The 24,226-nt window shown below is 50.9% G+C and carries 21 protein-coding genes, 2 tRNA genes and 1 pseudogene; 16 read left to right on the top strand and 8 right to left on the bottom strand.

From position 1 onward, the window contains the following. The first annotated feature begins 136 nt into the window (after positions 1-136). Together ACYQ8U_RS19715 and ACYQ8U_RS19710 are read left to right on the top strand one after the other, a co-directional pair. Entirely contained in the window at positions 137-3,295 is a 3,159-nt protein-coding gene (locus tag ACYQ8U_RS19715; RefSeq protein WP_459947280.1) for a hypothetical protein, read from the top strand. A gap of 87 nt (positions 3,296-3,382) precedes the next feature. Next, positions 3,383-3,928 carry a ferritin gene (locus ACYQ8U_RS19710; RefSeq protein ID WP_459947279.1) on the top strand — a complete coding sequence of 182 codons (546 nt, stop codon included), beginning with the start codon at positions 3,383-3,385 and terminating at the stop codon, positions 3,926-3,928. A gap of 121 nt (positions 3,929-4,049) precedes the next feature. On the opposite strand, the gene ACYQ8U_RS19705 is transcribed toward ACYQ8U_RS19710, so the two are convergent. Continuing rightward, the gene (locus tag ACYQ8U_RS19705; RefSeq protein WP_459947278.1) at positions 4,050-5,615 is read right to left on the bottom strand and encodes a GNAT family N-acetyltransferase; all 1,566 of its coding nucleotides are present in this window, start codon (positions 5,613-5,615) and stop codon (positions 4,050-4,052) included. Positions 5,616-5,883: 268 nt separating this feature from the next. On the opposite strand from ACYQ8U_RS19705, the gene ACYQ8U_RS19700 reads away from it, so the two are divergent. Genes ACYQ8U_RS19700 through ACYQ8U_RS19690 form a run of 3 tightly spaced genes read left to right on the top strand, consistent with a single transcriptional unit; the run spans position 5,884 to position 9,122 of the window. Continuing rightward, positions 5,884-6,033 carry a lipocalin family protein gene (locus ACYQ8U_RS19700; RefSeq protein ID WP_459947277.1) on the top strand — a complete coding sequence of 50 codons (150 nt, stop codon included), beginning with the start codon at positions 5,884-5,886 and terminating at the stop codon, positions 6,031-6,033. A gap of 30 nt (positions 6,034-6,063) precedes the next feature. Beyond that, positions 6,064-7,863: a cation:proton antiporter gene (locus tag ACYQ8U_RS19695; RefSeq protein ID WP_459947276.1), complete on the top strand. Its 1,800-nt coding sequence runs from the start codon at positions 6,064-6,066 to the stop codon at positions 7,861-7,863. Between the two features lie 26 nt (positions 7,864-7,889). Continuing rightward, entirely contained in the window at positions 7,890-9,122 is a 1,233-nt protein-coding gene (locus ACYQ8U_RS19690; protein ID WP_459947275.1) for an amidohydrolase family protein, read from the top strand. A gap of 125 nt (positions 9,123-9,247) precedes the next feature. Here the strand turns inward: ACYQ8U_RS19690 and ACYQ8U_RS19685 are convergent, their stop codons facing one another. Continuing rightward, a complete protein-coding gene (locus ACYQ8U_RS19685; protein WP_459947274.1) occupies positions 9,248-9,640 on the bottom strand; it encodes a universal stress protein in 393 nt (130 codons plus the stop codon). Between the two features lie 425 nt (positions 9,641-10,065). Between ACYQ8U_RS19685 and ACYQ8U_RS19680 the strand changes: the two genes are divergently transcribed. Further along, positions 10,066-11,385 (top strand): putative sensor domain DACNV-containing protein, encoded by a 1,320-nt coding sequence (locus tag ACYQ8U_RS19680; protein WP_459947273.1) that lies wholly within the window; start codon positions 10,066-10,068, stop codon positions 11,383-11,385. 29 nt (positions 11,386-11,414) lie between these two features. Here the strand turns inward: ACYQ8U_RS19680 and ACYQ8U_RS19675 are convergent, their stop codons facing one another. Continuing rightward, complete coding sequence (locus ACYQ8U_RS19675; RefSeq protein WP_459947272.1) at positions 11,415-12,512, bottom strand: AI-2E family transporter; 1,098 nt, start codon at positions 12,510-12,512, stop codon at positions 11,415-11,417. 262 nt (positions 12,513-12,774) lie between these two features. Here ACYQ8U_RS19675 and ACYQ8U_RS19670 point away from each other — a divergent pair, with 262 nt between their 5' ends. The 4 genes from ACYQ8U_RS19670 to ACYQ8U_RS19655 all read left to right on the top strand — a co-directional run bounded on the left by ACYQ8U_RS19670 (position 12,775) and on the right by ACYQ8U_RS19655 (position 16,348). Continuing rightward, a complete protein-coding gene (locus ACYQ8U_RS19670; RefSeq protein ID WP_459947271.1) occupies positions 12,775-13,857 on the top strand; it encodes a branched-chain amino acid aminotransferase in 1,083 nt (360 codons plus the stop codon). A gap of 235 nt (positions 13,858-14,092) precedes the next feature. Next, entirely contained in the window at positions 14,093-14,380 is a 288-nt protein-coding gene (gene groES / locus ACYQ8U_RS19665) for a co-chaperone GroES (protein WP_459947270.1), read from the top strand. A gap of 76 nt (positions 14,381-14,456) precedes the next feature. Beyond that, entirely contained in the window at positions 14,457-16,112 is a 1,656-nt protein-coding gene (gene groL, locus ACYQ8U_RS19660; protein ID WP_459947269.1) for a chaperonin GroEL, read from the top strand. A gap of 159 nt (positions 16,113-16,271) precedes the next feature. Continuing rightward, positions 16,272-16,348: transfer RNA gene (locus tag ACYQ8U_RS19655), tRNA-Met, on the top strand. A 136-nt stretch (positions 16,349-16,484) separates the two neighbouring features. On the opposite strand, the pseudogene ACYQ8U_RS19650 reads toward ACYQ8U_RS19655, so the two are convergent. Further along, positions 16,485-16,679, bottom strand: a pseudogene (locus ACYQ8U_RS19650) (SMR family transporter); the annotation flags it as partial. 40 nt (positions 16,680-16,719) lie between these two features. On the opposite strand from ACYQ8U_RS19650, the gene ACYQ8U_RS19645 reads away from it, so the two are divergent. Continuing rightward, on the top strand, positions 16,720-16,824 hold the full coding sequence (locus ACYQ8U_RS19645) for a peptidoglycan-binding protein (RefSeq protein ID WP_459947268.1): 105 nt from the start codon (positions 16,720-16,722) through the stop codon (positions 16,822-16,824). A gap of 141 nt (positions 16,825-16,965) precedes the next feature. Here ACYQ8U_RS19645 and ACYQ8U_RS19640 read toward each other — a convergent pair whose 3' ends face one another. The 3 genes from ACYQ8U_RS19640 to ACYQ8U_RS19630 form a co-directional block, all read right to left on the bottom strand. Next, positions 16,966-17,409 carry a flavodoxin domain-containing protein gene (locus ACYQ8U_RS19640; protein WP_459947267.1) on the bottom strand — a complete coding sequence of 148 codons (444 nt, stop codon included), beginning with the start codon at positions 17,407-17,409 and terminating at the stop codon, positions 16,966-16,968. A gap of 430 nt (positions 17,410-17,839) precedes the next feature. Then, the gene (locus ACYQ8U_RS19635; RefSeq protein WP_459947266.1) at positions 17,840-18,517 is read right to left on the bottom strand and encodes a J domain-containing protein; all 678 of its coding nucleotides are present in this window, start codon (positions 18,515-18,517) and stop codon (positions 17,840-17,842) included. A gap of 28 nt (positions 18,518-18,545) precedes the next feature. After that, a complete protein-coding gene (locus tag ACYQ8U_RS19630; RefSeq protein WP_459947265.1) occupies positions 18,546-19,259 on the bottom strand; it encodes a vWA domain-containing protein in 714 nt (237 codons plus the stop codon). Between the two features lie 249 nt (positions 19,260-19,508). Between ACYQ8U_RS19630 and ACYQ8U_RS19625 the strand changes: the two genes are divergently transcribed. Beyond that, on the top strand, positions 19,509-20,357 hold the full coding sequence (locus tag ACYQ8U_RS19625) for a lysophospholipid acyltransferase family protein (protein WP_459947264.1): 849 nt from the start codon (positions 19,509-19,511) through the stop codon (positions 20,355-20,357). Between the two features lie 19 nt (positions 20,358-20,376). Here the strand turns inward: ACYQ8U_RS19625 and ACYQ8U_RS19620 are convergent, their stop codons facing one another. Further along, positions 20,377-20,760: a hypothetical protein gene (locus ACYQ8U_RS19620; RefSeq protein ID WP_459947263.1), complete on the bottom strand. Its 384-nt coding sequence runs from the start codon at positions 20,758-20,760 to the stop codon at positions 20,377-20,379. A gap of 233 nt (positions 20,761-20,993) precedes the next feature. Here ACYQ8U_RS19620 and ACYQ8U_RS19615 point away from each other — a divergent pair. The 4 genes from ACYQ8U_RS19615 to ACYQ8U_RS19600 form a co-directional block, all read left to right on the top strand. After that, positions 20,994-21,091 (top strand) — tRNA-Sec (locus ACYQ8U_RS19615). Positions 21,092-21,271: 180 nt separating this feature from the next. Then, positions 21,272-22,390, top strand: coding sequence for a tyrosine-type recombinase/integrase (locus ACYQ8U_RS19610; protein WP_459947262.1), 1,119 nt, complete (start codon positions 21,272-21,274; stop codon positions 22,388-22,390). A gap of 623 nt (positions 22,391-23,013) precedes the next feature. Then, entirely contained in the window at positions 23,014-23,808 is a 795-nt protein-coding gene (locus ACYQ8U_RS19605; RefSeq protein ID WP_459947261.1) for a hypothetical protein, read from the top strand. Further along, positions 23,798-24,226, top strand: a 429-nt coding sequence (locus ACYQ8U_RS19600; protein WP_459947260.1) for a hypothetical protein, incomplete at its 3' end; no start/stop codon positions are given. The genes ACYQ8U_RS19605 and ACYQ8U_RS19600, both read left to right, overlap by 11 nt.

The following is a 24,226-nucleotide window of genomic DNA, read 5'->3' as shown; positions in this document are numbered from 1 at the left end:
TGTCTGAGATGGTAAAACAGGATAGGTTCAATGTACAGCAGTTTACCTGTCTTTCCCCGGGATTTTCCACACCGTCCAGTCATGGCAAGACCCAGGAAGTTGTCCGAGAATGTATTCTACAGGATAGTGGAACTTGATGGATAAAAAACCAGCACCGATATTTTTCGATAAAAACGATTACCAGCTGCTCAGTGTGGTCAAAGACGTGCTGGAACGCGGCGGCAAATCAAAAGATCTGCGTTCTCTCCTGGTCGAACATATGCACCCGCATGGCATCAAGGAAATGGCTGCACCCCGTGGATTGCGCATCGCCTACGCCATTGCCGGCCTGCTCGGCTCCTTTGAACAGGGCAGTGCCGGGGATCGGATCAAGCTGTTGCGCTCCCTGCGTGACGAGGTGTTTCTCACCTCGACCACCTTCTTTCAGAAAAATACCGCCCGCGTCCTGCTGCAGATCATGAAAGATCTGTTGCGTGCCCACGACAATGAATTGCGGCAGTTGAAACTGGCCCATGAGTTTCGCATGGTTTCCACCGGCAATCCGCGAGCCGTGCGGGCGGAACTGGCCAGGTATCATCTGCTGGAAATGCCGGAAGAGTGGAACCAGTACGCCTTCGATGATCATGTGCACGATGCGAATACCAAGGGACGAAAATCCCCGACGCATCTGGTCATGGACGCCTGGATCAAAGGCATCCGCTTCCTCACCGTGGTGTATTACAACTATGTCAGCCATGAGGTGATTGAGGAGCTGATCGAGGCCAGTGCCATACTCGATGTCCGGGTGCAGGTCGGCATTGAAATGTCGTCTCGGTTTCGCGATAAATATGTCCGTTTTACCTGGGAGCCCCATGGGTTTAACGACAATCGCTCCTTTCTCAAGTTTCTCCAGGAAGAGGCGGTGATCGAGCTGATGGACGCAGGGCGTCTGGTCTCGAACTATCAGCAAAGATATGTTTTCGAAATATTCGAGGTCTTTAATACCAGGCATCGGCTGGACCTTAACCGGGATCTGGAGCTGTCGCTCGAATTGTTGCAGCAGGAGGATTTTCTCCGGTTCGTCGGCGTCGGTCAGCCCTCGGTGCTTCATCTCGGCCGATTTATTCATAACGCGGTGATGGAGCATATCCAGAAGGAAATCAATGTCCTCCGCCACAATCAGCAGGGTACGGCCGAGGAGACAAAAAACCGCATCGCGCTGCGTATTGACCAGCTGCGGGATGTGTCGGTAGAAGCCATAATTGAAAGGTTTCTCCTGCCCTCGCGCAACCCGGAGGTGCATAACCCCGCCAAGCCCGAGGATAGCCCGGATACCCCGGAATTGCTCAGGCACAGCCTCGATCAACAGCTGCGCAGGCTGTTGTCCTTGCACTCAAGCTCAAAGTTTACCTTGAACCTCAGCAATCTGTCCGTCCAGGATACCCTGGAATTGCTCTATTCCTGCGAAGGAATGATCAGTCATATCGAGGCCTATAACCTGAAAGATGCCGCCCATGGCATAACCTCCGGCGTCGGCATCAGTGAAGGGCGGCATGAGGGAGAGGCGGTTGATGTGAAAAGTCCCGAGCAGTATTACAGCCTGATAAGCGATCTGCAGAAAGCCCTCAATGAAGACAATGTTATCAACCTGAAGAGGGTTATTCGTGCCATTATCTGGGATTTTGAAGAACAGCGACTCCGCCTGAAAAAACATCTGGAAATGTTGCCCGCGGACAAACAGGAGGGGGCAACGCTTGGCCGGGAATATCAACAGATGCAGGAGAGGAAAGTACAGTTGATGGATGTTCTCTATAATCTGGAGAGGTTCCATAACTATTACAAAAAACGCACCCTGGGCTCTCGGATCGGTTCAGGGTCGACCGGGCTGGCTGAACATCAGTATGGCATGGGGCTGGTGGTGCTCGATACCCTGCCCGGCAGGGCGAAAAAAGCTGTCAGCGAAGGGATCGTCAGAAAGAAACGGTCGCTTATCCCGGTCACCGCCCTGTTGACGCATAATATCCACAGCCGCGGCCACGATAGTTCGCCAATGTGCCGGGAAAAAAGTTTGTTGACCAAGCTGCTGTTCTGGAGAGATACTGTTGATTGCCGCTGGCGCGACTGGACGCTTGATGGCTTTCTCGTCCATCCGCAAAAGACCGGCAATGTGGCGACACTGGGAGGACTGGGGCGAAACGGCGACAACGGCAAGGTGTTTATCGAAAGAAGGGTGAAGGAGCGCCTGAAGCATCCGTGGAAATACCTCAATACCAACCTGAAAAATAGTTTGAAGGTATTGCTCGGCTTTGTCCCGGCCTTTCTTACCTTCAGCCTGACCAAAGACTGGTGGCTCCTCGCCTACCTGGGAGCCTTCATCTGGTTCAGCATTACCGGGGCACGCAACATTATCCAGTCGGTGCTCGGCGGAGGCGGGCTGCGGCGTTCCCCCCTGTTGCCGTGGAACTCCCTGGTCAGCTGGAGCCGTATTGCCGATTCCCTGCTGTATACCGGGTTCTCCGTGCCGCTCCTCGATTATCTGGTGAAAACCCTGCTGCTTGATCAGGGCTTCGGCATTACCACGACCACCAATCCGGTCCTCCTCTATTCGGTCATGGGCCTTGCCAACGGTATCTATATATCGACGCATAATACCTTCCGAGGTCTGCCGAGGACGGCAGCGGTGGGCAACTTTTTCCGTTCTATTCTGGCCATTCCCCTGGCCATTGTCTTGAATTCGGCGGTTGGTCTGGTCCTCCAGCTGAGCGGTATACCCGATACCTCGGGAATTTTGCAGAAATGGGCGGCAATCATTTCCAAATGTGCCTCGGACTGTGTCGCCGGGGTTATCGAGGGTCTGGCTGACCGGCAGATCAATATCCGGGCACGGCTTGCCGCCTACCAGACGAAAATATCGCAGCTTTTTGCCGTATTTTCCCGCCTGGATCTGCAATTTCCCGAGGAAGACGTCCTCGAGATGCTCCAGTCGCCGAAGATGATGATGCAGACCCTCAACTACGAGGCCAGGGAGCAGGAGCGGTTTATTATCGTCAACGCTCTGGATCTCATGTATTTCTGGATGTATCAGCCGCGAGCCCGGAAGGCTCTGGATATTCTTCTGCAGAGGATGTCCCGGGAGGAATGGCTGATCTTCTATCGGTCGCAACTGGTCCTCAACCGGCAGCAGGAAATAAGCCAGGTCTTTGTCGATGGGCTGGTCGGTAAAAACTTTTCCAAACCCCTGGCCTTCTATCTTGACCGATCCGAACAATATCTCGCCGAGATGGAAAAATTCGGCGCAAAAAGAAAATGGCAGTGATTTTTGCCAGCTTGCCCGTGGCCGCTTTATGCTTACCATTACCGTCAGTCAGTAGCTCTTTACCTCTACTCATAAAAGGAGATTTCCATGCTTGATAAAAAGATGGCCCAGGCCCTGAATGATCAGATAAACAAAGAGATGTATTCCGCCTACCTGTATATGTCGATGTCGGCCTGTTCCAATAAAAGCGGCTTGAAAGGTTTTGCCAACTGGTTCATGGTGCAATATCACGAGGAGATGTTCCACGCCATGAAACTCTATGAATATGTGCAGCGCCAGGGCGAAGAGGTCAAGCTCGAAGCCATTAAGGCCCCTCCCGCCGAATTTTCCTCGCAGCTCGATATGTTTACCCAGACGCTGGCCCATGAACAGTACATAACCAGTTCGATCAACGATCTGATGGAACTGGCGATCAGCCAGAAGGACCATGCAACGCAGATATTCCTCGAGTGGTATATCACCGAACAGGTGGAAGAGGAAGAAAATGACAATGATATCATTGCCCAGCTGAAACTGATCGGCGACAACGTCCATGCCCTGTTGATGCTCGACCGGGAGTTATCCGCCCGGGTGGCGACCATCCCCACCGATTTCAGCAAAGGCGTGGAGGCGGCGGCCAAGGCGGCGGCATAACCCAGAAGAAACGCATTTCTCAGCCATTAAAGAGCCAGTAAAGAGCCATTAAAGAGAGTGCAGAACGGCTTAATGGTCGGTCTGTACTCTCAGCACGTCGTCAATCCGGGCTGCCGCCGGTTCAGCTGACCTTGCATTTTTCTATCTTGATCCTGCTCTGAATGCAGTAGATATCCGGGCGTCGATCGATAAGTGGCCGGACATTGGCCACTTCCCGCTCGACCTCCAGGGCCCCGAGGTCGATATCGGTTATCACCACCGTCTGGGTGTTGATGATCCCTTCGGCGGCAATGCCATTGAGCGGGAAGGCGAAATCCGACGGCGTCAGCACCGCGGCCTGGCCGAAATTGAGTGACATCGCCGGGCTGCGCGGCAGGGCGCCGACATTGCCCGCCAGCACGACATAGATGGTGTTTTCCACCGCCCGCGCCTGGGCACAGTAGCGCACGCGCTGGTAGGACTTGCGCTCGTCGGTGGCAAAAGGAACAACGATCAGGTCGACCCCGGCATCGACCAGCATTCTTGAGAGTTCGGGAAATTCAATATCATAACAGATGAGAATGGCAATTCTGCCCAGATGGGTTTCGAAAACCTTCAGGCCTTCCCCCTGGCACAGGCCCCAGTATGTCGATTCCGCCGGGGTCAGATGCAGCTTTTCCTGGGTGTAGACATTGCCCATCGGGGAAAAGAGATGCGCCGTGTTGCGGATGGTGCCGTCCGGCTGACGCACCGGCACGGAGCCGGCGACGATGAGTATCTGGCGGCTGGTCGCCAGGCCGGTGAATAAGTCGATGTACTGACCATGCAGATCGGCAAGCTGCGATACCAGTTGCGGCAGAGGACTCTTCCGGTCGAGGGTACAGAGCATCTGGGCGATAAACAGTTCCGGAAAAATGACCAGATGACTGTCGTATAAATCCGCCGTATCGACGAAATATTCCACCTGTTCGCACAACTCCTCCCAGTTGCGTATTTTCCTCATTTCATACTGCACGGCGCAGATCCGGGCCCGTCTGAGGGTTCTTTTGATGGGTTGTCCAGCCACCGCCCGTTTGTTGGCATTATGCCGGGGATTGGGCATGACCAGATGGGTGGAATAGCCAAGAGACTGTTCGTCTTCGATGTAGCCGTAGTGCACGCCGCGAATTTCATATCCCGCGCGGATATGGGCATTGAGGGACTTGTCCTGCAATTCACCTTTGAGAACCCTGGCCACATACTCTTTGGCGCTCATTTTTCCGCGATACTCGCCATATCCGGGGATACGGCCGCCGGCAATCATCTGTTTGAGGTTGTGCCGCCGCAGCAGCGCTTTCCTCGCCGCATAGAGTTTTTGCGAGATGCCCTGTCCCTGGTAATCCGGGTCGACGGCGATATCGGCACCGTAGAGGGTGTTGCCGGAAGGGTTGTGGGTGGAAAAACTGCCGAAGCCGGTGATCTCGCCGTGGGCGTACCAGGGCGAGTCGTCATCGAGATAGACGATCAGGCTGGAACAGTAACCGACCACCTTGTCGTCTTTCACCGCGACAAACTGCCCTTCCGGAAAAGCGGCGATCTGCATCCGATAGTTGCGCTCGTTGGCCAGTTGTTCGGAGGACCACCTGGAATAGGCCTTGGCGGCCACTTCGACGATGGCGGGAACATCTGCCTCGACGGCATTCCGTACATGTACCGATTTTTTTCTCATAGTGTCTGCCCCGGAAGATTTATGTTTTTACGAGTCCATGTCTTCTCATGGGAATACTATATGCTGCATATTTTCACGGTTGCAAGATCGACAGGAAGATAATTTCGTGAAAATTTTCCAGTGGGATGGACGGGCAGGGTTTTCGGACACAAAAAAATGGTACCCGTCACTACTGATTATGGGGCTGGTCATTTTTACGACAACTGCATATAATGTTGAGCTGGCACGATAAATCATAAGAATCACATTTTTTTGCCGGGACAAGCCGATGAAAAACCTGTATTTCTTGAATAGAAACTATCTCTGGCTCCTTGCCAGACAAGCCGATCTGGATGCCGCAACCAAGGCGATGCTGCTTGAACGGGCACGGGAGCTCGGTTTTGCCGTGGATAAGCTTATTTTTGTTTCTGATAGCTGACGCTTTTTGCCGGAGCCGGAGGCATAACGTTTGAACCACCAGGAAACACTGATTATTATCGCCAGTTCCTTTGCCGTCTGTACCTTCTGCCAGTGGCTTGCCTGGCGGGTCAGGCTGCCGGCAATTCTTTTTCTGCTTCTCGCCGGGATCCTTGTCGGCCCGGTATTGCAGATCTTCGATCCGGAACAGCTCATGGGCGAGCTCTTTTTCCCGTTCGTCTCTCTCAGCGTGGCGATCATTCTCTTTGAAGGCAGTTTGACCCTGAAGTTCAGGGAAATTCCGGGACTGCAGTCGGTGGTGCGGAACATGCTCTCTTTCGGCCTGGTTATCACCTGGCTGATCACCACCGTTGCCGCCCGCTTGGCCATTGGTATTTCCTGGGAGCTGGCCTTTCTCTTCGGGGCGATTACCGTGGTCACCGGACCGACGGTCATCGCCCCGCTGTTACGCACAGTGCGGCCAACGGCCCCGGTGGCCAATATCCTGCGCTGGGAAGGCATCGTCATTGATCCGATCGGGGCGTCTCTCGCCGTTCTTGTCTATGAGTTTATCATCTCCGGCGGCGGGCAGCAGGCCTGGGGGCATACCCTGCTCGCCTTTGCCGGGATCATTGTTGTCGGGGTGTCGATCGGCGTTGGCTGCGGCTATTGCTTTGGTCTTGTGCTGCGCAATCACTGGTTACCCGGATTCCTGCAGAACGTCGCCACCCTTGGCCTGGTGTTTTTCTCCTTTGTTCTGGCCAATACCCTGCAGGCGGAATCCGGTCTGGTTGCGGTCACCGTTCTGGGGATGTGGCTGGCCAACATGCCGGGCGTCGACCTGGAAGAGATTCTCGAGTTCAAGGAGAGCTTGAGTGTGCTGCTTATCTCCCTGCTCTTTCTCATGCTGGCGGCGCGACTCGATATCGCCTCCCTTAAAGAGATCGGCTGGGCGGCGGTGCTGGTGTTCCTGGCGGTGCAATTTCTGGCCAGGCCGTTGAACATCCTGTTTTCCACCCTCGGTTCCCAGCTCTCCTTGCCCGAACGGTATCTCCTGGCCTGGATTGCCCCCCGGGGCATTGTTGCCGCCTCGATCGCCTCGCTCTTTGCCATCAAACTCGAACAGATCGGCTTTGCCGATGCCCGGTTTCTCATCCCTTTGACCTTTACCGTCATTATCGGCACTGTCCTGCTGCAGAGTACCACGGCCCGGCCGATAGCCCGCCGTCTGGGCGTCGCCCTGCCCGAACCCCGGGGGTTTCTCATCGTTGGCGCCAATCTCGTGGCGAGGAAAATTGCCAAGGCGCTGGCCGAGAATGGCGTTAGGGTGCTGCTCGCCGATACCGGTCTGGAAAATATCAAGAAGGCCAGAAGTGAAGGTCTGGATACCTATTTTGGCAACCCTCTTTCCGGGCATATCGACCGGCATATGCATCTCACCGGGATCGGCCGGATGCTCGCCCTGTCGCCCTATGCGAGTGAGAATATTGCCGCCCTCATGCACTACCGCATGGAGCTTGGCCGCAACAGTGTGTATATGCTCCAGTCGACCCGGGCGGAGGAGCAGGATGATAAAGAGATGGGGGTACCGACAGAGAGAAAGGGCAAGGTGCTTTTCGGCAGTGCTGTCACCTATGGGTTTCTGTTCGATGCGCTCACTGGTGGGGGAGAGATCAGGACCAGCACATTTACGGAACAGTTCACCTACGAGATGTTTGTCGAGCAGGCGGGGGAGCAGATCGTCCAGCTCTTTGTCATCGATGCGAAAGGAAGGGTTACCGTCAGAGGAGACAATGACCGGGTGCGTCCTGAGCCGGGCTGGGCGGTGATCGCCCTGTTTCCTGCTGTCTAAGAAGATCATAAAAGAAAGGTACGACTATGAGTGCGACAACATATATTCTCGCCGGCTGGCTGCTTGACGGCAGTGGCGGTCCGATCCAGGAGAAGGTGCTGCTGAAGATTGCTGACGGCCGATTTACGGCAATTGAACCGTACACGCCGGAGAGCGTGCCGGCCAACAGTGCCTTTACCGATTTGTCCCACTGCACCCTCCTGCCGCCTCTTGTCGACAGCCATGTGCATCTGTTCATGTCCGGGACCATCGACCACACGACACGGGAGTGGCAGCTGGCGGCAGGATATGAGGAGCTGTGCCCGTTTATGCAGCGGCATCTGCATTATCTCTTCTCCCATGGGGTGCTCGCCGTGCGTGATGGTGGCGATCGGGGCGGCTTTGCCCTTCGTTACCGATCGGAACAGGACATGCATGCGGAGATGGTGCTGAAAGTCGCTGGCCGGGCCTGGCACCAAAAGGGCCGTTACGGCAGCCTCATCGGCCGGTATCCGGCACAAGGGGAAAGTCTGGCTGCCGCTTATGGCAAAGAAAATGATTCCATCGATCAGGTGAAGCTGGTCAACTCGGGGTTAAACAGCCTGGATATCTTTGGCCGGGAGACCCCGGCGCAGTTTACCGCGAAAGAGATAGCCGAACTGGTGGCTGTTGCCCAACAGCAGGGCAGAAAGGTGATGGTCCATGCCAACGGCAGAGAGCCGGTTCGGCTGGCCGTCCACGGCGGCTGTCACTCCATCGAGCACGGCTTTTTCATGGGCCGGGACAATCTCCAGCTGATGGCCGAAAAGGGCACCTTCTGGGTGCCGACCCTCTTTACCATGAAGGCCTATGCGGACAATGTCAATTTCGCCAAGGCCGGTGCCGATCGGCTGGTGATTGAAAAAAACCTCAACCACCAGCTGGAGCAGTTGGCCATGGCCCGAGAACTGGGCGTCAAGGTCGCTCTGGGCACCGACGCCGGCAGCCTTGGTGTCCTGCACGGAGAATCGATGGTCGACGAGATGAAGCTCTATAAAAAGGCCGGCTACAGCCTGGCGGAAACCGTCCGCTGTGCGACCGGCAACGGTGCGGAATTGCTCGGTCTTGACGATTTTGGGCGGATAGCACCTGGTAAAACGGCAACCTTTCTGGTGGCCAGGGGCGCCCCGGCACAGCTGCCGAGAAAATTATCCTACCTCGAAGCGATCTACCTGAACGGCAGGCAGAGTGACAGGTACCGGAAAAATCCGGTTAAACATCTGCCGACCGCCTCCTTATAGTGATAGGCATTATCTGTAACCGTTCATCCAGTGCTCCAGGTTCGTTCAGGCAGGCAGCCGAGCTAGAGTTGGCTCTGTGAGGTGGCCTGATCGGGCGAAAATGGGGTGCTGGTGAATGGTTACCATTATTTTACCGAGACGACGGGACACTTCGCCTTCAGAATGACATGCTGGGCCGTTTGACCGAAAAGGATCTTGCCGATTTTAGACCGACTTTTTACGCCGATAATAATTTCATCACAATGATTGTCTGCCGCAAACAGGACAATATCTTCACCGGCGGTTCTGTTCCTGACCAGGAGATGTGTTTCGTAGGGGATGCCCTGTTCCTCAAGGATTTTTCCGGCCTGGGCAAGGTTTTCTTCTGCCTCGGAGACCTTCTTTCTCGTCGTTTTTTCTCCCCCCGGCAAGGAGGTGACCAAATGAATTTTCGCATTAAAGGCCTTGGCGTGTCGTATGGCCAGAGCGAGTAATTCCTGTCCAACGTTGGTCCCTCGGTAACCTACCAGAATCTGCATGTTTTTTTCCTTTGCTGGAGATGATACCACCGCGTTGTTTCTGGATCAGTATCCCAGTTCTGTGTCAGTGGCTTGAGATGAACAAAAGATACCATAAAAAGGGCAACAGCAGAAGGAACTGTTGTCATTTGTGTAATCGTTCACCGGTATACATCAAAAGACTGCATAACCCGGATCTGTACCTCTTACACTCTGATGAGGTCGATTGCGCAACAAAAGAGTTTCCTTGTCTCGTGTAATCTCTTATTATTTACACCAAGGAGGGAAGAGATAATTGATTCTACGACCAATGAAACATGCATCTTGACACGTGAATCCTTGCCTGCAGCACTCAGCAAGGTGTCCGTCCCTCCTGCGCTGTCCCCGGTGATTTCCATCAGTTGAGGAAATTGAAGCTGCTTTTTATTTCATGGTGTTCGCATCCTATGACGCATAAGTACCCAAAAGATCTGGTATTTGAAATTCTTACGCTCTGGCGAATTGGTGGTTCGGGTGTGGAGACTGATGGAAAGAGCTATAAAAAACTGCCGGACTTTGATGTCCTGGAAGAGCTTGTGTCCACCTGTTATCAGGTAAGCCAACTGCAGGAGGAGGCGCGCGGCCTTCGTTTCAGGATAATGCTCTGTGAGCCGGAAGACATTGACCTGGGTGGACAAGGTGAATCAAAAGGGTTGTTTACCTTGGTCTTTTCGGCGGCGAGGCCATATAATGAGTACGAACTTTTAAAGCTTGGGCCATCGACGGATTATAATAATTCACTCATCGGCATACGCTACAGGCGCTCGGAAGGGCTGCAGATCTGGGGGTTGATACATTCCGGCTCGAAATGGATGCATGTCATCCATGGCGGCAGCAAGCAGGCAACTCCCCTGCCGTCGGCCCTTGGTGTTAATGTCGTCGGGTCGGGACGTCTGATTGTCTGCCGAGGGCTGGATATTCTTGCCCAGTTAAGCGGTGGGAAGATAATTTCCCCTTCGACCAATGTTTTTCAGTCGCAATGGGTCGCCGAGAGGTTTGGTCGGGTACGCGATAAGCTGGCGCTGCAGCATGAACAAAATCAGAGGATGGGGCAGAAAGATTGGGCGCGGATCGACCCCACCTTTGTCCCCCATCTCTATCTGCAGTTTTTCAAGCATGTTATCAGTACCATGCGGCGGTCGGGGCATGGTGGAGCGATCATTTCTTTTCCTGCGCGGATGGAAGAGCTTGCCGCCCGGGAGAATCCCTATATCGATCTTAAATATCGTTTTGCCGACGACGGGGCCCGTAACCAGCTGAGAAAAATCGTCCTGCAGATCATGGAGGTGCTGGCGAGAAATTGCGGCAGAATCTATGGTCCTGACTATCAGGCCGGATGGAAGGATTATGTCTCTCTGCAAACGGAAGAACTGGCGCAGCTCGATGAGCGGCTGTTTAAGTTTGCCCGTTTTATTGCTCGATTGACAGGCGTGGACGGCGCCGTGGTGACCACCGAGGGACTTGAACTCATTGGTTTCGGCGGCATCATCCAGGGCACGATGGAGGTGGGTGAGAGTGTCGCTCTGGCCCTTGACCCGGAGGCGCTCCGAAGACGGGTGGAGCTGGTTGAGAGCGTCGGTACACGGCACCGGTCGCTCTATTATCTCTGCCATAAGCTTCAGGATGTCCTGGGCATCATCGTCTCCCAGGACGCCAAAGCCCGTGTCGTCACCTGGTCCAGGGATATGGTGACCTGCTGGGATGTCATCCCCATTGATTTTGCTTAAGTCGCCCGGGAAGAGGAATTTTGTCCGCTTTACCTGCGTTGAATGCGCTGGTCGTACCTTTTAAGATAGATATCCGAGAGGGTGAGAAAAGCGGTTATGATCAGCGGGCCGTAGATGATGCCGAGAATGCCGTACACGCTCAGGCCGCCGATGATCGAGAGAAACACCAGCAGGGTGTGCATTTTTACCTGGGTGCCGACCATTTTCGGTTTGACGATATACTCGATGGTGCCGGAAAGGATGATATAGAAGATAAACAGAAAGATACCTTCAGTCATTCGGCTGGTGAGCGCTAGAAATACTGCCGTCGGAACCATTACCAGGCCTATGCCGAAAATCGGCAGAAAAGCGAGGACCGCCATAATAGAGCCCCAGAGCAGCGGCGAGTTCAGTCCCATGATGGAGAAGATGACTCCTCCGAGAATGCCCTGGATCAGACCGCAGATGCCGTTTCCTTTCAAAATCGCGTTGGCGATTTCTTGAAATTTATTTATCAGCAGATGGTTTTCGTCCTCCGGCAGGGGGGAGAGGCGGATCATATAGTCAATGAGTTTCGGTTGATCCATCAGGAGAAAAAAGATCACCAGGATCATGATAAAAAAGAGAAAGAGAAACTGCAGAATATTTGCCGCCCAGCCGCTGGCCTGGTTATACAGGAGCAAGCCGCCGTTTTTCACCAGATAGGAAAAAGTCTCCGTTACCTGGGAAGGATTGAACCGAAACCCCACCTCCTGCAACTGCTTCTGGATTTGCAGGATGAAGGGACTTTCCTGCAGAAAAACCTGCAGTTTCAACCCGACGCGGCTGTCTCTCCCCCAGCTGTAGAGGTTAAGCGCCTCGTCGGTAAGGGCGAAAATAAAAAACAGCAGAGGGATGATCACTATGGCGATGATCAGCAGACAGGTGAGGGCTGAGGCGACCGAGTCCGGCAGCTTTCTGCAGATGAAGCAGTAAATCGGCCGAAAGAGATTGGTCAGCAGAAAAGACAGCACCAGAATAGACCAGAATGGCCAGAGAATGCGGCCAAAGAAAAAAATCGAAATTATGAACACCAGGAGAAAGTATTTCACACTCGTCGAGCTGGGCGGCTGGTCGTTAAACTGAAGTGTTGATGGGGAGTTACTCATCGTTGTTCTTTTTTGGTCACGCAGGATTGGTCTGTTTCAGGCGCTTCTGACCCTTGTGGTGGGCATGTAATGGCGTCCTGTTTCTCGGGGTTGGCAGGGAATATGAAATTGAGTTGCAATTAAACCTGCAGCTAAGGTATTCTGCCCTGTCAAAACGGCAAGGCTGAGGAGTGACAAAGGATAGCGAAAAGTATATATCCTTCGTTGGATTAAGCAAATAAAAATCAGTGGAAAAATTATTGGTACTGAGGAGATTGGTACAATGTGGGAAGACCTTGAAGTCGCGCTGGAAAAAGTGCAGGCAGAGAAACGGAAAGAAAAACCATCCCCGGACAACCTTGGTTTTGGTGTGCATTTTACCGACCACATGTTTCTGATGAAATGGGACAGGGAGAATGGATGGCATGACAGCAAAATATGTCCATTCCAGGATTTTACCCTGAGCCCGGCCGCCATGGTTTTTCATTATGGACAGGCAATATTTGAAGGTCTCAAGGCCTATCGGGGGAAAGACAATCAGCTGCTCTTGTTCCGCCCCAAAGATAATTTCGAGCGCATGAACAGGTCCGCACTGCGCATGTGTATGCCGCGAATACCGGCCGAAAAAATGGTCAAGGTACTTCGAGCGTTGATTTATCTCGAAAAAGATTGGGTGCCGAATGCACCGGGAGCGACGCTGTATATCCGGCCGGCGATGATCGCCGTCGAGCCGACCATTGGTGTTAAAGCGTCCGGTGCCTACTATTTTTATATAATGTTATGCCCGGTCGGTGATTATTACCCCGAAGGGTGTAAGCCGACCAGGATCTATATCAGTGATGAGTATGCCCGGGCAGTGAAAGGTGGTGTCGGCAGTGCAAAAACCGCCGGAAACTACGCGGCCTCGCTCTATATGTCGGAGATTGCCAAAAAAGCCGGCTGTTCACAGGTATTGTGGCTGGATGCCTGCGAACACAAATATATAGAAGAGGTGGGGACAAGTAATATTTTCTTTAAAATCGACGACCAGTTGATAACTCCGCCATTGGAAGGGTCGATTCTCGGAGGGATTACCCGGGATTCGGTGCTGAAACTTGCCTCCAGCTGGGGAGTGGATGTTGTCGAACGACCAATTACTATTGATGAAGTGCTCGAAGCGAAGGAAAACGGGCGACTCGAGGAAGCGTTCGGCACGGGTACCGCGGCGGTCATTTCCCCGGTCGGCGAATTCTTGTATAAAGACCACAGTTATGTGATCAACAACAACCAGACCGGAGAGTTGTCGGCCAGATTATCGCAGGAGCTGCAGGCTATTCAGAACGGTTATCAGGCCGATCCATTCAACTGGGTTGTCCGAGTCGTTTAGCACAAAAACACCAATCATTCGGCGGTCTTATCCTGTTGTGTCAAGGCCGCCGAACCCCTCCTGTTTTTTTTTAAGAGCGCCCTTGATTTTTGAAAATCAACCCCTATATTCTTGCGCAGTTTGATACACCTGTCTGATACACAGGCAGCTAACCACGTTGGGATTCCATGTAAACATATAATCGATGGGCCCTTTTTTTTTTGAAAAAATTAATTAGTACAGTTAGGAGGTAGTAATGAAAATTCGTCCATTGAATGATCGTCTTTTGGTGAAAAGACTTGCTGAAGAAGCAAAAACCGCAGGTGGTATCATTATCCCTGATAGTGCCAAGGAAAAACCGGCAGAGGGAAAAGTTATATCTGTTGGACCAGGCAAGACAAATGATAAAGGTGAAAGAGTTGCCCTGCAGGTAAAAGCCGGAGACCGTGTGCTGTTTTCCAAATATGGCGGTACCGATGTAAAGCTTGATGGGGAAGATTACCTCATTATGCGTGAAGACGATATTCTCGGAATCATTGAGTAAAAAAGATTCTCGATTTTGGATAAAGTTTGTTTGTACAGATTAAATAACATCTCGTAGAAAAAGGGAGAACAATATAATGGCTGGAAAAGAACTGAAATATGGCGTAAAGGCCCGCGAGTCAATCCTCGCCGGGGTAAATATCCTCGCAGATGCGGTGAAGGTGACTCTCGGTCCTAAAGGTCGTAATGTACTTATCGAGAAATCCTTTGGTGCACCCACCATTACTAAAGATGGTGTGACTGTCGCCAAGGAAATCGAAGTAAAGGATAAGTTTGAGAACATGGGCGCACAGATGGTCAAGGAAGTTGCTTCTAAAACTTCCGATGTTGCCGGTGACGGTACCACAACCGCAACTGTCCTTGCCCAGGCGATATACCGAGAAGGCGTCAGACTGGTCGCTGCCGGCGGCAACCCGATGGAAATCAAACGCGGTATCGATAAAGGTGTTGAGGTTGTCGTTGCTGAGCTTGCCAAGATCGCCACCCCGACGAAAGAGCAGAAAGAGATCGCCCAGGTTGGAACCATTTCCGCCAACAGCGACGAGACCATCGGTAATATCATTGCCGAGGCCATGGATAAGGTTGGTAAAGAGGGTGTTATCACCGTTGAAGAAGCCAAATCAATGGATACCAGTCTTGATGTCGTTGAAGGTATGCAGTTTGATCGCGGCTATCTCTCCCCTTACTTTGTCACCGATCCCGATCGTATGGAAGTAAGCATGGATGACCCCTATATTCTCCTTGTTGAGAAGAAAGTCTCCAGCATGAAGGATCTCCTGCCGGTACTCGAGTCGGTGGCCAAAATGGGTAAAGGTCTGTTTATCGTCGCCGAAGACGTCGACGGCGAAGCTCTTGCTACCCTGGTTGTCAATAAACTCCGCGGTACCCTGAATGTTGCGGCCGTCAAGGCTCCTGGTTTTGGTGATCGTCGCAAGGCAATGCTCGAAGACATCGCTGTTCTCACCGGTGGTCAGGTTATCACCGAAGATCTCGGCATCAAGCTCGAGAATGTCACCGTCAATGATCTCGGTACCTGCAAACGTATCACGGTCGACAAAGACAATACCACCATCATCGACGGTGCCGGTGATAAAGAAAAGCTTGCTGCCCGCGTCAAGCAGATCCGTAATCAGATTGAAGATACCACCTCGGATTACGATCGCGAAAAACTTCAGGAGCGACTTGCCAAACTGATTGGTGGTGTTGCCGTCATCAATGTCGGTGCAGCTACTGAAATCGAAATGAAAGAGAAGAAAGCCCGTGTTGAAGACGCTCTCAACGCGACCCGTGCTGCTGTAGAGGAAGGTGTCGTTCCTGGTGGTGGCGTGGCGTATATTCGCTGTCTGGCAGCCTTGGCCGCCCTTAAGTTGCCGGGTGAGCAGATCGCCGGGAAAAATATTCTTCTTCGCGCCCTTGAAGAACCTATTCGTCAGATTGCCAACAATGCCGGTCGTGAAGGCTCGGTCATCGTTGAGCATGTCAAGACCCTGGAAGGTGCAATGGGATTCAACGCTGCCACCGAGCAGTATGAAGATCTCATCGCCGCCGGTGTTATTGACCCTGCCAAAGTTACCAGGACCGCCTTGCAGAATGCTGCATCCGTTTCCGGTATGTTGCTGACCACCGAGTGCGTCATTGCCGATGCCCCTGAGGAAGCCGGCGCAGCAGGTGGCGGCATGCCTCCTGGCATGGGTGGTATGGGCGGCATGGGTGGTATGGGCGGAATGATGTAAGAAATTGCCGATCTTTTTCTGATTGGTTTGATTGAGCAGTACACAAAAGGTCCCGTTTTCGGGACCTTTTGTCGTCTGAAGAGATCATTTTTGAAATTAGTGCCTGAAAAATATTGACAGATATGCAGCAATAAGGTAGTTTTCTTCGCCTTATACCATGGCGATGTAGCTCAGATGGTTAGAGCATGCGGCTCATATCCGCAGTGTCCGGGGTTCGATTCCCTGCATCGCCACCAAAAACGCCCTAAGCCTTGGTTTAGTTCACATAAAAACCCGAATTATTGCCCCTTGTACAAAACACTTGTACAAAAAAGGTGGACAAAATGATTCGGGTTTTCTCATTTCTGCAACGCAGATACGACAGTGGAATATTTAGGTCGGTGTTGTGAGCTTGAGGCCAACAATACCGGCGACAATAAGACCGAGGCTTACTAGCCGCATAGTATTCGCCGACTCACCCAGTAAGAAAATACCGAGAATTGCGGTGCCCACTGCACCCACGCCAACCCAGATGGCATATGCAGTGCCTACAGGTAGGGATTTCATAGCGATACCAAGCAAGGAGAGGCCGTCCCCCAATTGATTTTAAGGGAGAGGGCGTAAAGCAATGGTTACCAAGGCACAGAGACAGCTTCTTGCACTCGGCTATCAACCGGGACCAGCTGATGGCAAGATCGGCAAGAGTACCTTTGATGCTACGTTACTGCTATAGTTTTTGAGAACTTTGATGAGCCGGGAGGAGCCGCGGTCAGTTTTTAGTTGGCCGCGGCATTGACAAACAACAGATATGTATCGAAGCGCTATGCTGTCCGACGTTCGAGAATAGGGCTATATGATTAGGGGGCTGTTAGTCCTAATTGAGCATGTCGCCGAGAGCACGGCCATAATCTTGGCATGCTTTCATACCCTCGTTGGTGTCGACGACGTTCTCACGCAGGTCGAATGGGCCAAGGTTGGTCATATTCATGGAAAAGACGTGTTCCATTGTGTCAAAGATGACTCCGGGCGCCTCTCCACTGTGGGTGCTTGATCCGAAGGATCCCCCAACCTTACCCTTCAGTCCTGCTTTTTCAACCAAGAAAAGGAAAGTTTCGAAGTTCTTGGTCATGTTCTTATGATAGGTTGGGCAACCGAAGAGATAGCCGTCATACCCTTCGATATCACTTTCATTTTTTATATTCGCGATTTTTTTCGTTTCCACGGCATTTCCGCTCAAGCGTATGCCCTCCGCTAAATACTCCGCCATTTTTTCTGTCTTGCCGGTTCTGCTGTAATACGCTACGAGTACTTTCTTCATTTGACCTCTCCTTGTTTAGTTGAGCACGATATTCCCTCGTGCGGTGGTAGTTTGTCGCCTATACATTCAATGTACTGATCTATCGATACAGTTGGTAGACGAACAGCTCATGATTGATAATGATTTTCATTAAGGCTTTTTACCAAAGATGGAAATTAATATCAAATGCAAAAAGTTATTTTTATTATTTATTTGTTAATATATAATAAAATCATATTGATAGCTATAAGATCCAGATTACCGTAATTGATTAATTGGCTGAAAGCTGGAAGAGGCTTGCTGCGGAAATTTCTTACGCCAAAGGTCACATTACAATTCGATGCACAATGTATTTCGGCGTATCACATGCGGCGGTATGAAAAATGGGACTGAGTGAGGTTCACGATTTCGGACTTTAATCGGACGATATTCAGACGTGGATAATATTTTCCTATTCCAGGAGAATATCTCTGGCAGTATTGATCTTTGCCGCAAGAAACTCCGAGCCTCCGCTGTCCGGATGCACGCCCTTGATGAGTCGCCGCCAGGCCTGGTGGATTTCCTGCTGCGAGGCACCGGGCTCGAGGCCGAGTATCTGGTAGGCTTCCTCTCTGGTCATCATGTTAAAATCAGAGACCCCGCCCTGCGATCTAAAGGAGTCAGGGTCGACACGTTCCCGCCAGTCGGGATGGTAACGATCAAGAAAAGACTCGAGCAAGGCGATACTGTCCGGATCGGAATACATTTCACGGTAGAGTGACAGCAGCTCCACCTCGGTGAGTGAGGAAAGACGGGACCCTTGCCGAGGACCCGTCAGCACTGTGCCGTCTATATCCCCGGTATCGTGATCAAGTTCCATCTCAAGGTTTGTCGAGCGGACGGTGGATTTGGCCCCTTCTGCAGAGGGGATAGGTCGCTGTGAACGATTACGTCGCCACCAGGAGATGCCGATAAAAACCAAAGGGATGCCGATCACCCCACGCCGCAAAAGGGTCAGCAGGCCGCCCACGGTGATGAGAAGAAGTGGTCCGGCATTTGCTAGAAAGGCCGCCCTTTGCTGGGCGGGTATGGTGATCAGCCAGAAAAAGCTCAACAGGGCAAATAACAGAATTAAAAAATATAAGGTCATCCACTGTCCAGATGAAAAAGGTGAAAAATCAGTTTCTCATTTGCTCGAGAAGCAAGCGCGCCTCGCGTCTACCGGAGTTTGACAGGGCTTGCAGGCCACCTCGGGCATAGACGGCAACCGCAGCCAGAAGTTCGGCAAGTTCCTTGGCCGAATCGGGTCCGAGGCGGAAATAGGCGCCGCCGGTCAGCCGGGCCATTTCTCGAAAGCCCTTTTCCGCGGTCACATCACCCCCTTCCTGAAAGAAAACGCAGCGCACCCCTTTTAAACCAAGTTCTCCCGCTTTCCGACAGAGCGACTGGATGTCCTCTTCCAGGGCGTCGCCGATGAAAACCAGCGCCGAGACCTTGGCTTTTGCCGTTTCACGACAGGCGTGGTCAAGGATTTTGGCTATCTGTGTCTGTCCGCTGCGACATTGGATACCGAGCATCAGCTCACGCAGTGCGGCAGCATTGATGACCCATTTCGAGGCACGGCATTCATCAATGCCGCGAAAATATATCAGCTGCACCGACAGGCCACCTGCCTTGCCCACCGCATCGAACATCGAAGCCTGGATAGTTACCGCGCTATCCCAGGTCGGCTGCCGACTCATGGTTGCATCCAGCGCAAAAATCAACCTTCCGCTCTGAGACAGTGCGGCGAGGCCGGCAGCCTTGAGAAAAGCGGCTATCTCGCCGGAAGAAGACCTTTCTTGAAGGGCTTCGGACCTGTTTTCAGTGGAAGTAACTTCTTTGTCTTTCATCGCCTGTTCCAGTGAAGCATCACAGCAGGATAACAGCTGCTTTTTACCAGGTATTTTTTACCTGAAGTTTATAAAAAAATAATGGTACCCGTAAGAAAAATCAATGTTTCCGGGAGATCTGTAAAGTCTTGCGCGGCAGCAGGAATGTAAACTCCAGTCTGTCCTTTGCTGCTTTATGCTCAGTACCGTCAAACAAGACGTAAATACGCTCAAACGCAAAGAAAAATTCTTGATACAATGGTGCTTTTCATGCTAGTTTCAAGCAGTCTCAAGAATACTACCCGGTCCACGATGGTCCACTGTCAATTTTCACTCCTCGGCTGCGCGATGCATAAAATAACCTATACCAATTGCCACTATCAAACAGAAAAATCGACAGGGTTTCTGCTGTTTCCTACCCTGGTCTTTTATTTTCGCCTTTTCTGGATTGTCTTTCGCGCCAGCCGGCTGGCCAAAAATAACCGTTATGACGGCTCAGACTGGATGGAAAGCAGTTATGAGGTCATGCGGTGCCTCGAACAAGCCGGGATCCGTATAGAGATTTCCGGCATTGAAAATGTCGAGAAAAGCGATGGGCCCACGGTCATCATCGGCAATCATATGAGTATGATGGAAACGTTGCTGCTTCCGGTGATGATCCAGCCGATAAAACCGGTAACCTTTGTCGTCAAGGAAAACCTCCTGTCATATCCGGTGTTCAAGCATGTCATGCGTTCCCGTAACCCCATTGCCGTTACGCGGACCAACCCGAGGCAGGATTTAAAAACCGTGTTAAACGAAGGGCTTGACCGGTTAAATAACGGTATTTCCATTATAGTCTTTCCACAGACGACCAGGTCGCACGTCTTTGATGCAGCGCAGATGAGCTCGATCGGCGTGAAACTTGCCAAAAAGGCCGGCGTACCGATTGTGCCGCTGGCCTTGAAAACAGATTGCTGGCAAAATGGCAAAAGAGTTAAAGATTTTGGCAGACTCGATGGAACCAAAACAGCGCATTTCGCTTTTGGCGAGCCGATGACAGTGGAAGGGAAGGGTGATGCGGAACAGGCAGCGGTCAATGCCTTTATTGCCGGAAAAATGCAAGAGTGGGCCGCCTGATGCAGCCCTGATCTTACCCTCAGATCTCATCATCCTCAGCTAAGAGGTCATCATCGTCGAGGTCGAGGTCTTCATCATCTTCCACCTCTTCCTCTACTTCCTCGTCGTCGGTAGAGTCATCAGATTCTTCCTCATCCACCTCGTCCAGGTCTATATCGTCATCGGTGTCGATTTCGTCGTCATCGCTGTTTCTCAGACGGACTGCTTTGGGGATTTTTGACTCCGGCAGAATCAGTTCGGTGATTTTGGCAATTTCTCCTTGAAGGTCGGGATCTTGGAGACAGACAGCACAACTCTCCGCATGTTCTTCAATGAAAGATATCATCCGGGCCGGAGCCATGGTTTCATCACGAACGTGGAGATACCACGACTTAATCATTTTAATGAGTCTTTCGCACTGCATGTGTTTAGTTTCAATTGAATTTTTTGATGAGCACCAGAGGATTTTTTTTCTGTTTGCAAGAAAAAATTTCGTGAAGGCACTTATCCCGCTTGCCGGGGGTTAGTAAGAATGAAAGGGTGCAGTGCATACTGATTTATGTGGTTGCACCAATAAAAAGGCATAATATAATAAATAGTTGTTTTCAAGGTCAACACTTATTAGTATAATCGGTTCTCTTTTTGTCGCATCAGCAGGGAAGTGGATAGGGCACTGGTGGCTCTCCCGGACTTCAAATCCGGTGTAGCGGGTTAATAGCCCGTTAGGTGGGTTCGATTCCCATGCACTTCCGCCACTCGGTTTCCAGTTGATTTCATTGCAAATCCACTCTTTGTTCTCCTTTTCTTCATCTCTGTAATTCTGTTGGTGTGGCGCTTTTTGGTGATATAAGTTGTTTTCTTTTGTTAAGATAGTGTACCCTGTTTTGTACCCTATAAAGAATGTTTTCAAAAAATACAAAAGATAAAAACTAAAAATGGCGACATTTGTTACCCTGAAGAACAAAAAAGGCACCGTTTATCAAGCCGTTATCCGAAAAAAAGGGCATAAGCCAATTAAAAGAACCTTTTCGACAAAAGGTGAGGCAAAATTTTGGGCGGCAGAACAGGAGTCTCTCATCCTTCGTAAGAAATATAAAGATCCACGTCTAGCCGAAGCAGTTTACCTCGACGAAGCACTTAATAGATACCATGAGTACAGTAAAAATATTTTAAAAAAAAGCCCTTCCACCTTGGATCGCGAACAATACAGTCACCGACATATCACTAGAATTCTCGGGCCAGAAACTCCTCTCAGCGAAATAGAATCAACTGAAATTTCACGATATCAATCCGAGCGTCTGGCTGAAAATGCCTCTTCTTCCTCTGTTCGGCAAGAACTGGCAATGCTGTCCAGAATGTTCCGACTGGCTAATGGAGCATGGGGCCTATCGATAGGCAATCCCTTGACGTACATCGATCGCGTACCAGCTGACCCAGGACGAGAACGATTTCTTTCGACCAAGGAGGTCAGGATCATACTCGAAGAAGCAAAAAATACCAAGAACATTAAATTCTATCCCTTCGTCCTTCTTCTGATGCATTCTGGGATGAGAACCGGAGAGGCTGCAAGGATTACAACCTCTACCGTCGACATCGAAAACCGCCTTATCACTCTCTGGCAGACAAAATCAAAAAAACCAAGAACTATACCCTTGACTGTTGAGGTTGCCGAGGCACTAAAAAAAATCGAGCCAGAGGTTGATGGTTACATTTTTCTGAAACCAAATCACCGTCTCTCCAAACAAACTATGCTTCGACCAGGGTGTATATTTCAAGATTGTTGGCGACGAATGTGGACCCGGCTACACCGCAAAGCCGCAGATCATAAAAATCACCCAGGTTTTCCGCTTATCCCCCACTTCACCCCCCATGATATTCGACATACCGCTGCCAGCCATTTGCTTATGCAGGGAGTTGATGTTCGGATTATCGCGGATATCCTTGGTCATTCGACACTAGCCATGATAATGAGATATACCCACCTGTTTGATAACACTAAAAGAGAACATATAGACAAAATTTCCTATCTTGGACAAGAGGGGATTCATGAATAATAAAGTTGTCCTACATAGCTTCCGCATCTTCTTAACGATCACAAGTTGAAAGCAGTTGATCGGATCAATTCTTTGAGGGTTAGAGTAAACACCATATCAGTAGCGATCCGCACATGAGAAACACCCGGACCCGCAATAATGATAAATCTGAAACCATATTAATCGAGAACAAGGTTCAAGGGCTATCTGGAAGAAGAACAGTAGGAGACACCTCTCGCTAGGATTCTGTTGCACTTTTGAGAGGTGTTCTTCGGAGCTGCTCCATTTCTGAGCAATTCCAAAGAAGTAGGTAAGTCTATCATATCAGGAATTATGCTGCGAGATCAGTTATGTTGCGCCTTTTCTTCTCTGTTTGTTTTTCTTCCCTGTTTTTGTAGTTGTAAAGATTTATATCTTCTTCCTCAATTTTCTTTGTCTTTTCTTCTTTTTCTTCCTTTTTTTGATAGATAACGGGAAAGTACTGATAACGAACGAAAGGCCCGAAGCAGCCACTTCGAGCCTTTCAAGAGACATCCCGTAAATACGGAAGCCCAACAAGCACCTTCATCTAATCACGGCTTCCGTTTTTATTCAAGACGGAAGAATGGAAATCCTTTTACTGAAGGCTGTTTCATGCAGGCGATGTGGCAGAACATTTTATATCTGCCAGAGCTGCTGGCGAGGGCAGGCCTACTGTCGTGATTCCTGTCGGCACCATTCCCAGCGACAAGCCCACCGTTTGGCCCAACAAAGATATCGACAAACCGCAAGAGGCCGGGAGGCTCACCGGCAAGCTCAAAGAATGCGAAGGATGCACGTTTCTGAAAAAACCGTGGCTGATGCATCTTCTACACCTGCACCCGAGCGTGATAGGTTACCTCAAGATCACCAGTTTATGGTCCCTTCTTGCCATTTTTGCGGTGGAAAAGGTGTGGTTGTGGAACATTTTCCCCGACGGGGCTATGGGAGACGGAATTCAGCAACCAATATCGGATCATTTAGACATCCTGGAGGAGCTCATGGTCAATAGAAAACCCCTTGTTTGTGATCGTATAAGGAAGATAGATGGCAGCTTCGCCTGGATCGGCCACCGTTTTCTAAGAGGTGGATTTTTTGCCAGCCTCAGTCAAAATGAATTGCTCCTGTATTTTTTCCTGGTGCTTGTAGCTGACCGCCAGGGGCTTTCCCACTACCACTATGACAAGATCTGTTCTTTGCTCTGTCTTTCCCTGGATGACTATATCGTTGTCCGTGATCAGTTGATAGAAAAAGACCTGATTGCCTTTGACGGCACCTTCTTTCAGGTCCTCTCCTTGCCGAAAAGCCCTGTCACTCAAGCTATAAAGTTACTCCAGAACCGAGACGATATGGAAACATTTGATCTCGCCACAATCAAGCAAATAATGCGCAAACAATTAAGTCGTGACCATGAATCATAAAGATTCGAAAAGACTCTTGCAGGCGGTTGAACAATATCTTCTGCAGCGAATGGAGCAGGGCTTCCCGGACACTAACATCAACCCCCAGGGTAAAATACTGCAGGATTTTCAGCTTTTTGTAAAAAAACGGGTAAAGAGATGGAATGCAATTTTCAATCTTGAAATATTGCAAGAATTTATGCTGCAGGGTAACAGCAATGAGCGCCGACGTGCGGTTCGGGGCCTGGCAAACTTCTTGTATCGCGAGAAGCAAATTTCCCAGCCCATTCCAAGAAAATCAAGACCGAAGCTACCGGAAATATTTGAGGACTATCTGCATTACTGCGCCACGGCCCGCTACGATACGGAAAAAACGGTGCAGCATATACGGCGAGTTCTCGAGGCCTTTGATCATTATCTCAAGCACCATAATCTCAGC

Source organism: Desulfocastanea catecholica (assembly GCF_054657295.1).
This window is presented reverse-complemented; position numbering and strand designations above follow the sequence as displayed.

Coding starts and splice junctions, on each gene's coding strand:
- ACYQ8U_RS19715 (WP_459947280.1), top strand. CDS start 137: ATGGATAAAAAACCAGCACCGATATTTTTCGATAAAAACGATTACCAG.
- ACYQ8U_RS19700 (WP_459947277.1), top strand. CDS start 5,884: ATGAAAAACCTGTATTTCTTGAATAGAAACTATCTCTGGCTCCTTGCC.
- ACYQ8U_RS19630 (WP_459947265.1), bottom strand. CDS start 19,259: ATGAAAGACAAAGAAGTTACTTCCACTGAAAACAGGTCCGAAGCCCTT.
- ACYQ8U_RS19670 (WP_459947271.1), top strand. CDS start 12,775: ATGTGGGAAGACCTTGAAGTCGCGCTGGAAAAAGTGCAGGCAGAGAAA.
- groES (WP_459947270.1), top strand. CDS start 14,093: ATGAAAATTCGTCCATTGAATGATCGTCTTTTGGTGAAAAGACTTGCT.
- ACYQ8U_RS19690 (WP_459947275.1), top strand. CDS start 7,890: ATGAGTGCGACAACATATATTCTCGCCGGCTGGCTGCTTGACGGCAGT.
- ACYQ8U_RS19645 (WP_459947268.1), top strand. CDS start 16,720: ATGGTTACCAAGGCACAGAGACAGCTTCTTGCACTCGGCTATCAACCG.
- ACYQ8U_RS19705 (WP_459947278.1), bottom strand. CDS start 5,615: ATGAGAAAAAAATCGGTACATGTACGGAATGCCGTCGAGGCAGATGTT.
- ACYQ8U_RS19680 (WP_459947273.1), top strand. CDS start 10,066: ATGACGCATAAGTACCCAAAAGATCTGGTATTTGAAATTCTTACGCTC.
- ACYQ8U_RS19685 (WP_459947274.1), bottom strand. CDS start 9,640: ATGCAGATTCTGGTAGGTTACCGAGGGACCAACGTTGGACAGGAATTA.
- ACYQ8U_RS19625 (WP_459947264.1), top strand. CDS start 19,509: ATGCTAGTTTCAAGCAGTCTCAAGAATACTACCCGGTCCACGATGGTC.
- ACYQ8U_RS19710 (WP_459947279.1), top strand. CDS start 3,383: ATGCTTGATAAAAAGATGGCCCAGGCCCTGAATGATCAGATAAACAAA.
- ACYQ8U_RS19675 (WP_459947272.1), bottom strand. CDS start 12,512: ATGAGTAACTCCCCATCAACACTTCAGTTTAACGACCAGCCGCCCAGC.
- ACYQ8U_RS19620 (WP_459947263.1), bottom strand. CDS start 20,760: ATGCAGTGCGAAAGACTCATTAAAATGATTAAGTCGTGGTATCTCCAC.
- ACYQ8U_RS19610 (WP_459947262.1), top strand. CDS start 21,272: ATGGCGACATTTGTTACCCTGAAGAACAAAAAAGGCACCGTTTATCAA.
- groL (WP_459947269.1), top strand. CDS start 14,457: ATGGCTGGAAAAGAACTGAAATATGGCGTAAAGGCCCGCGAGTCAATC.
- ACYQ8U_RS19640 (WP_459947267.1), bottom strand. CDS start 17,409: ATGAAGAAAGTACTCGTAGCGTATTACAGCAGAACCGGCAAGACAGAA.
- ACYQ8U_RS19635 (WP_459947266.1), bottom strand. CDS start 18,517: ATGACCTTATATTTTTTAATTCTGTTATTTGCCCTGTTGAGCTTTTTC.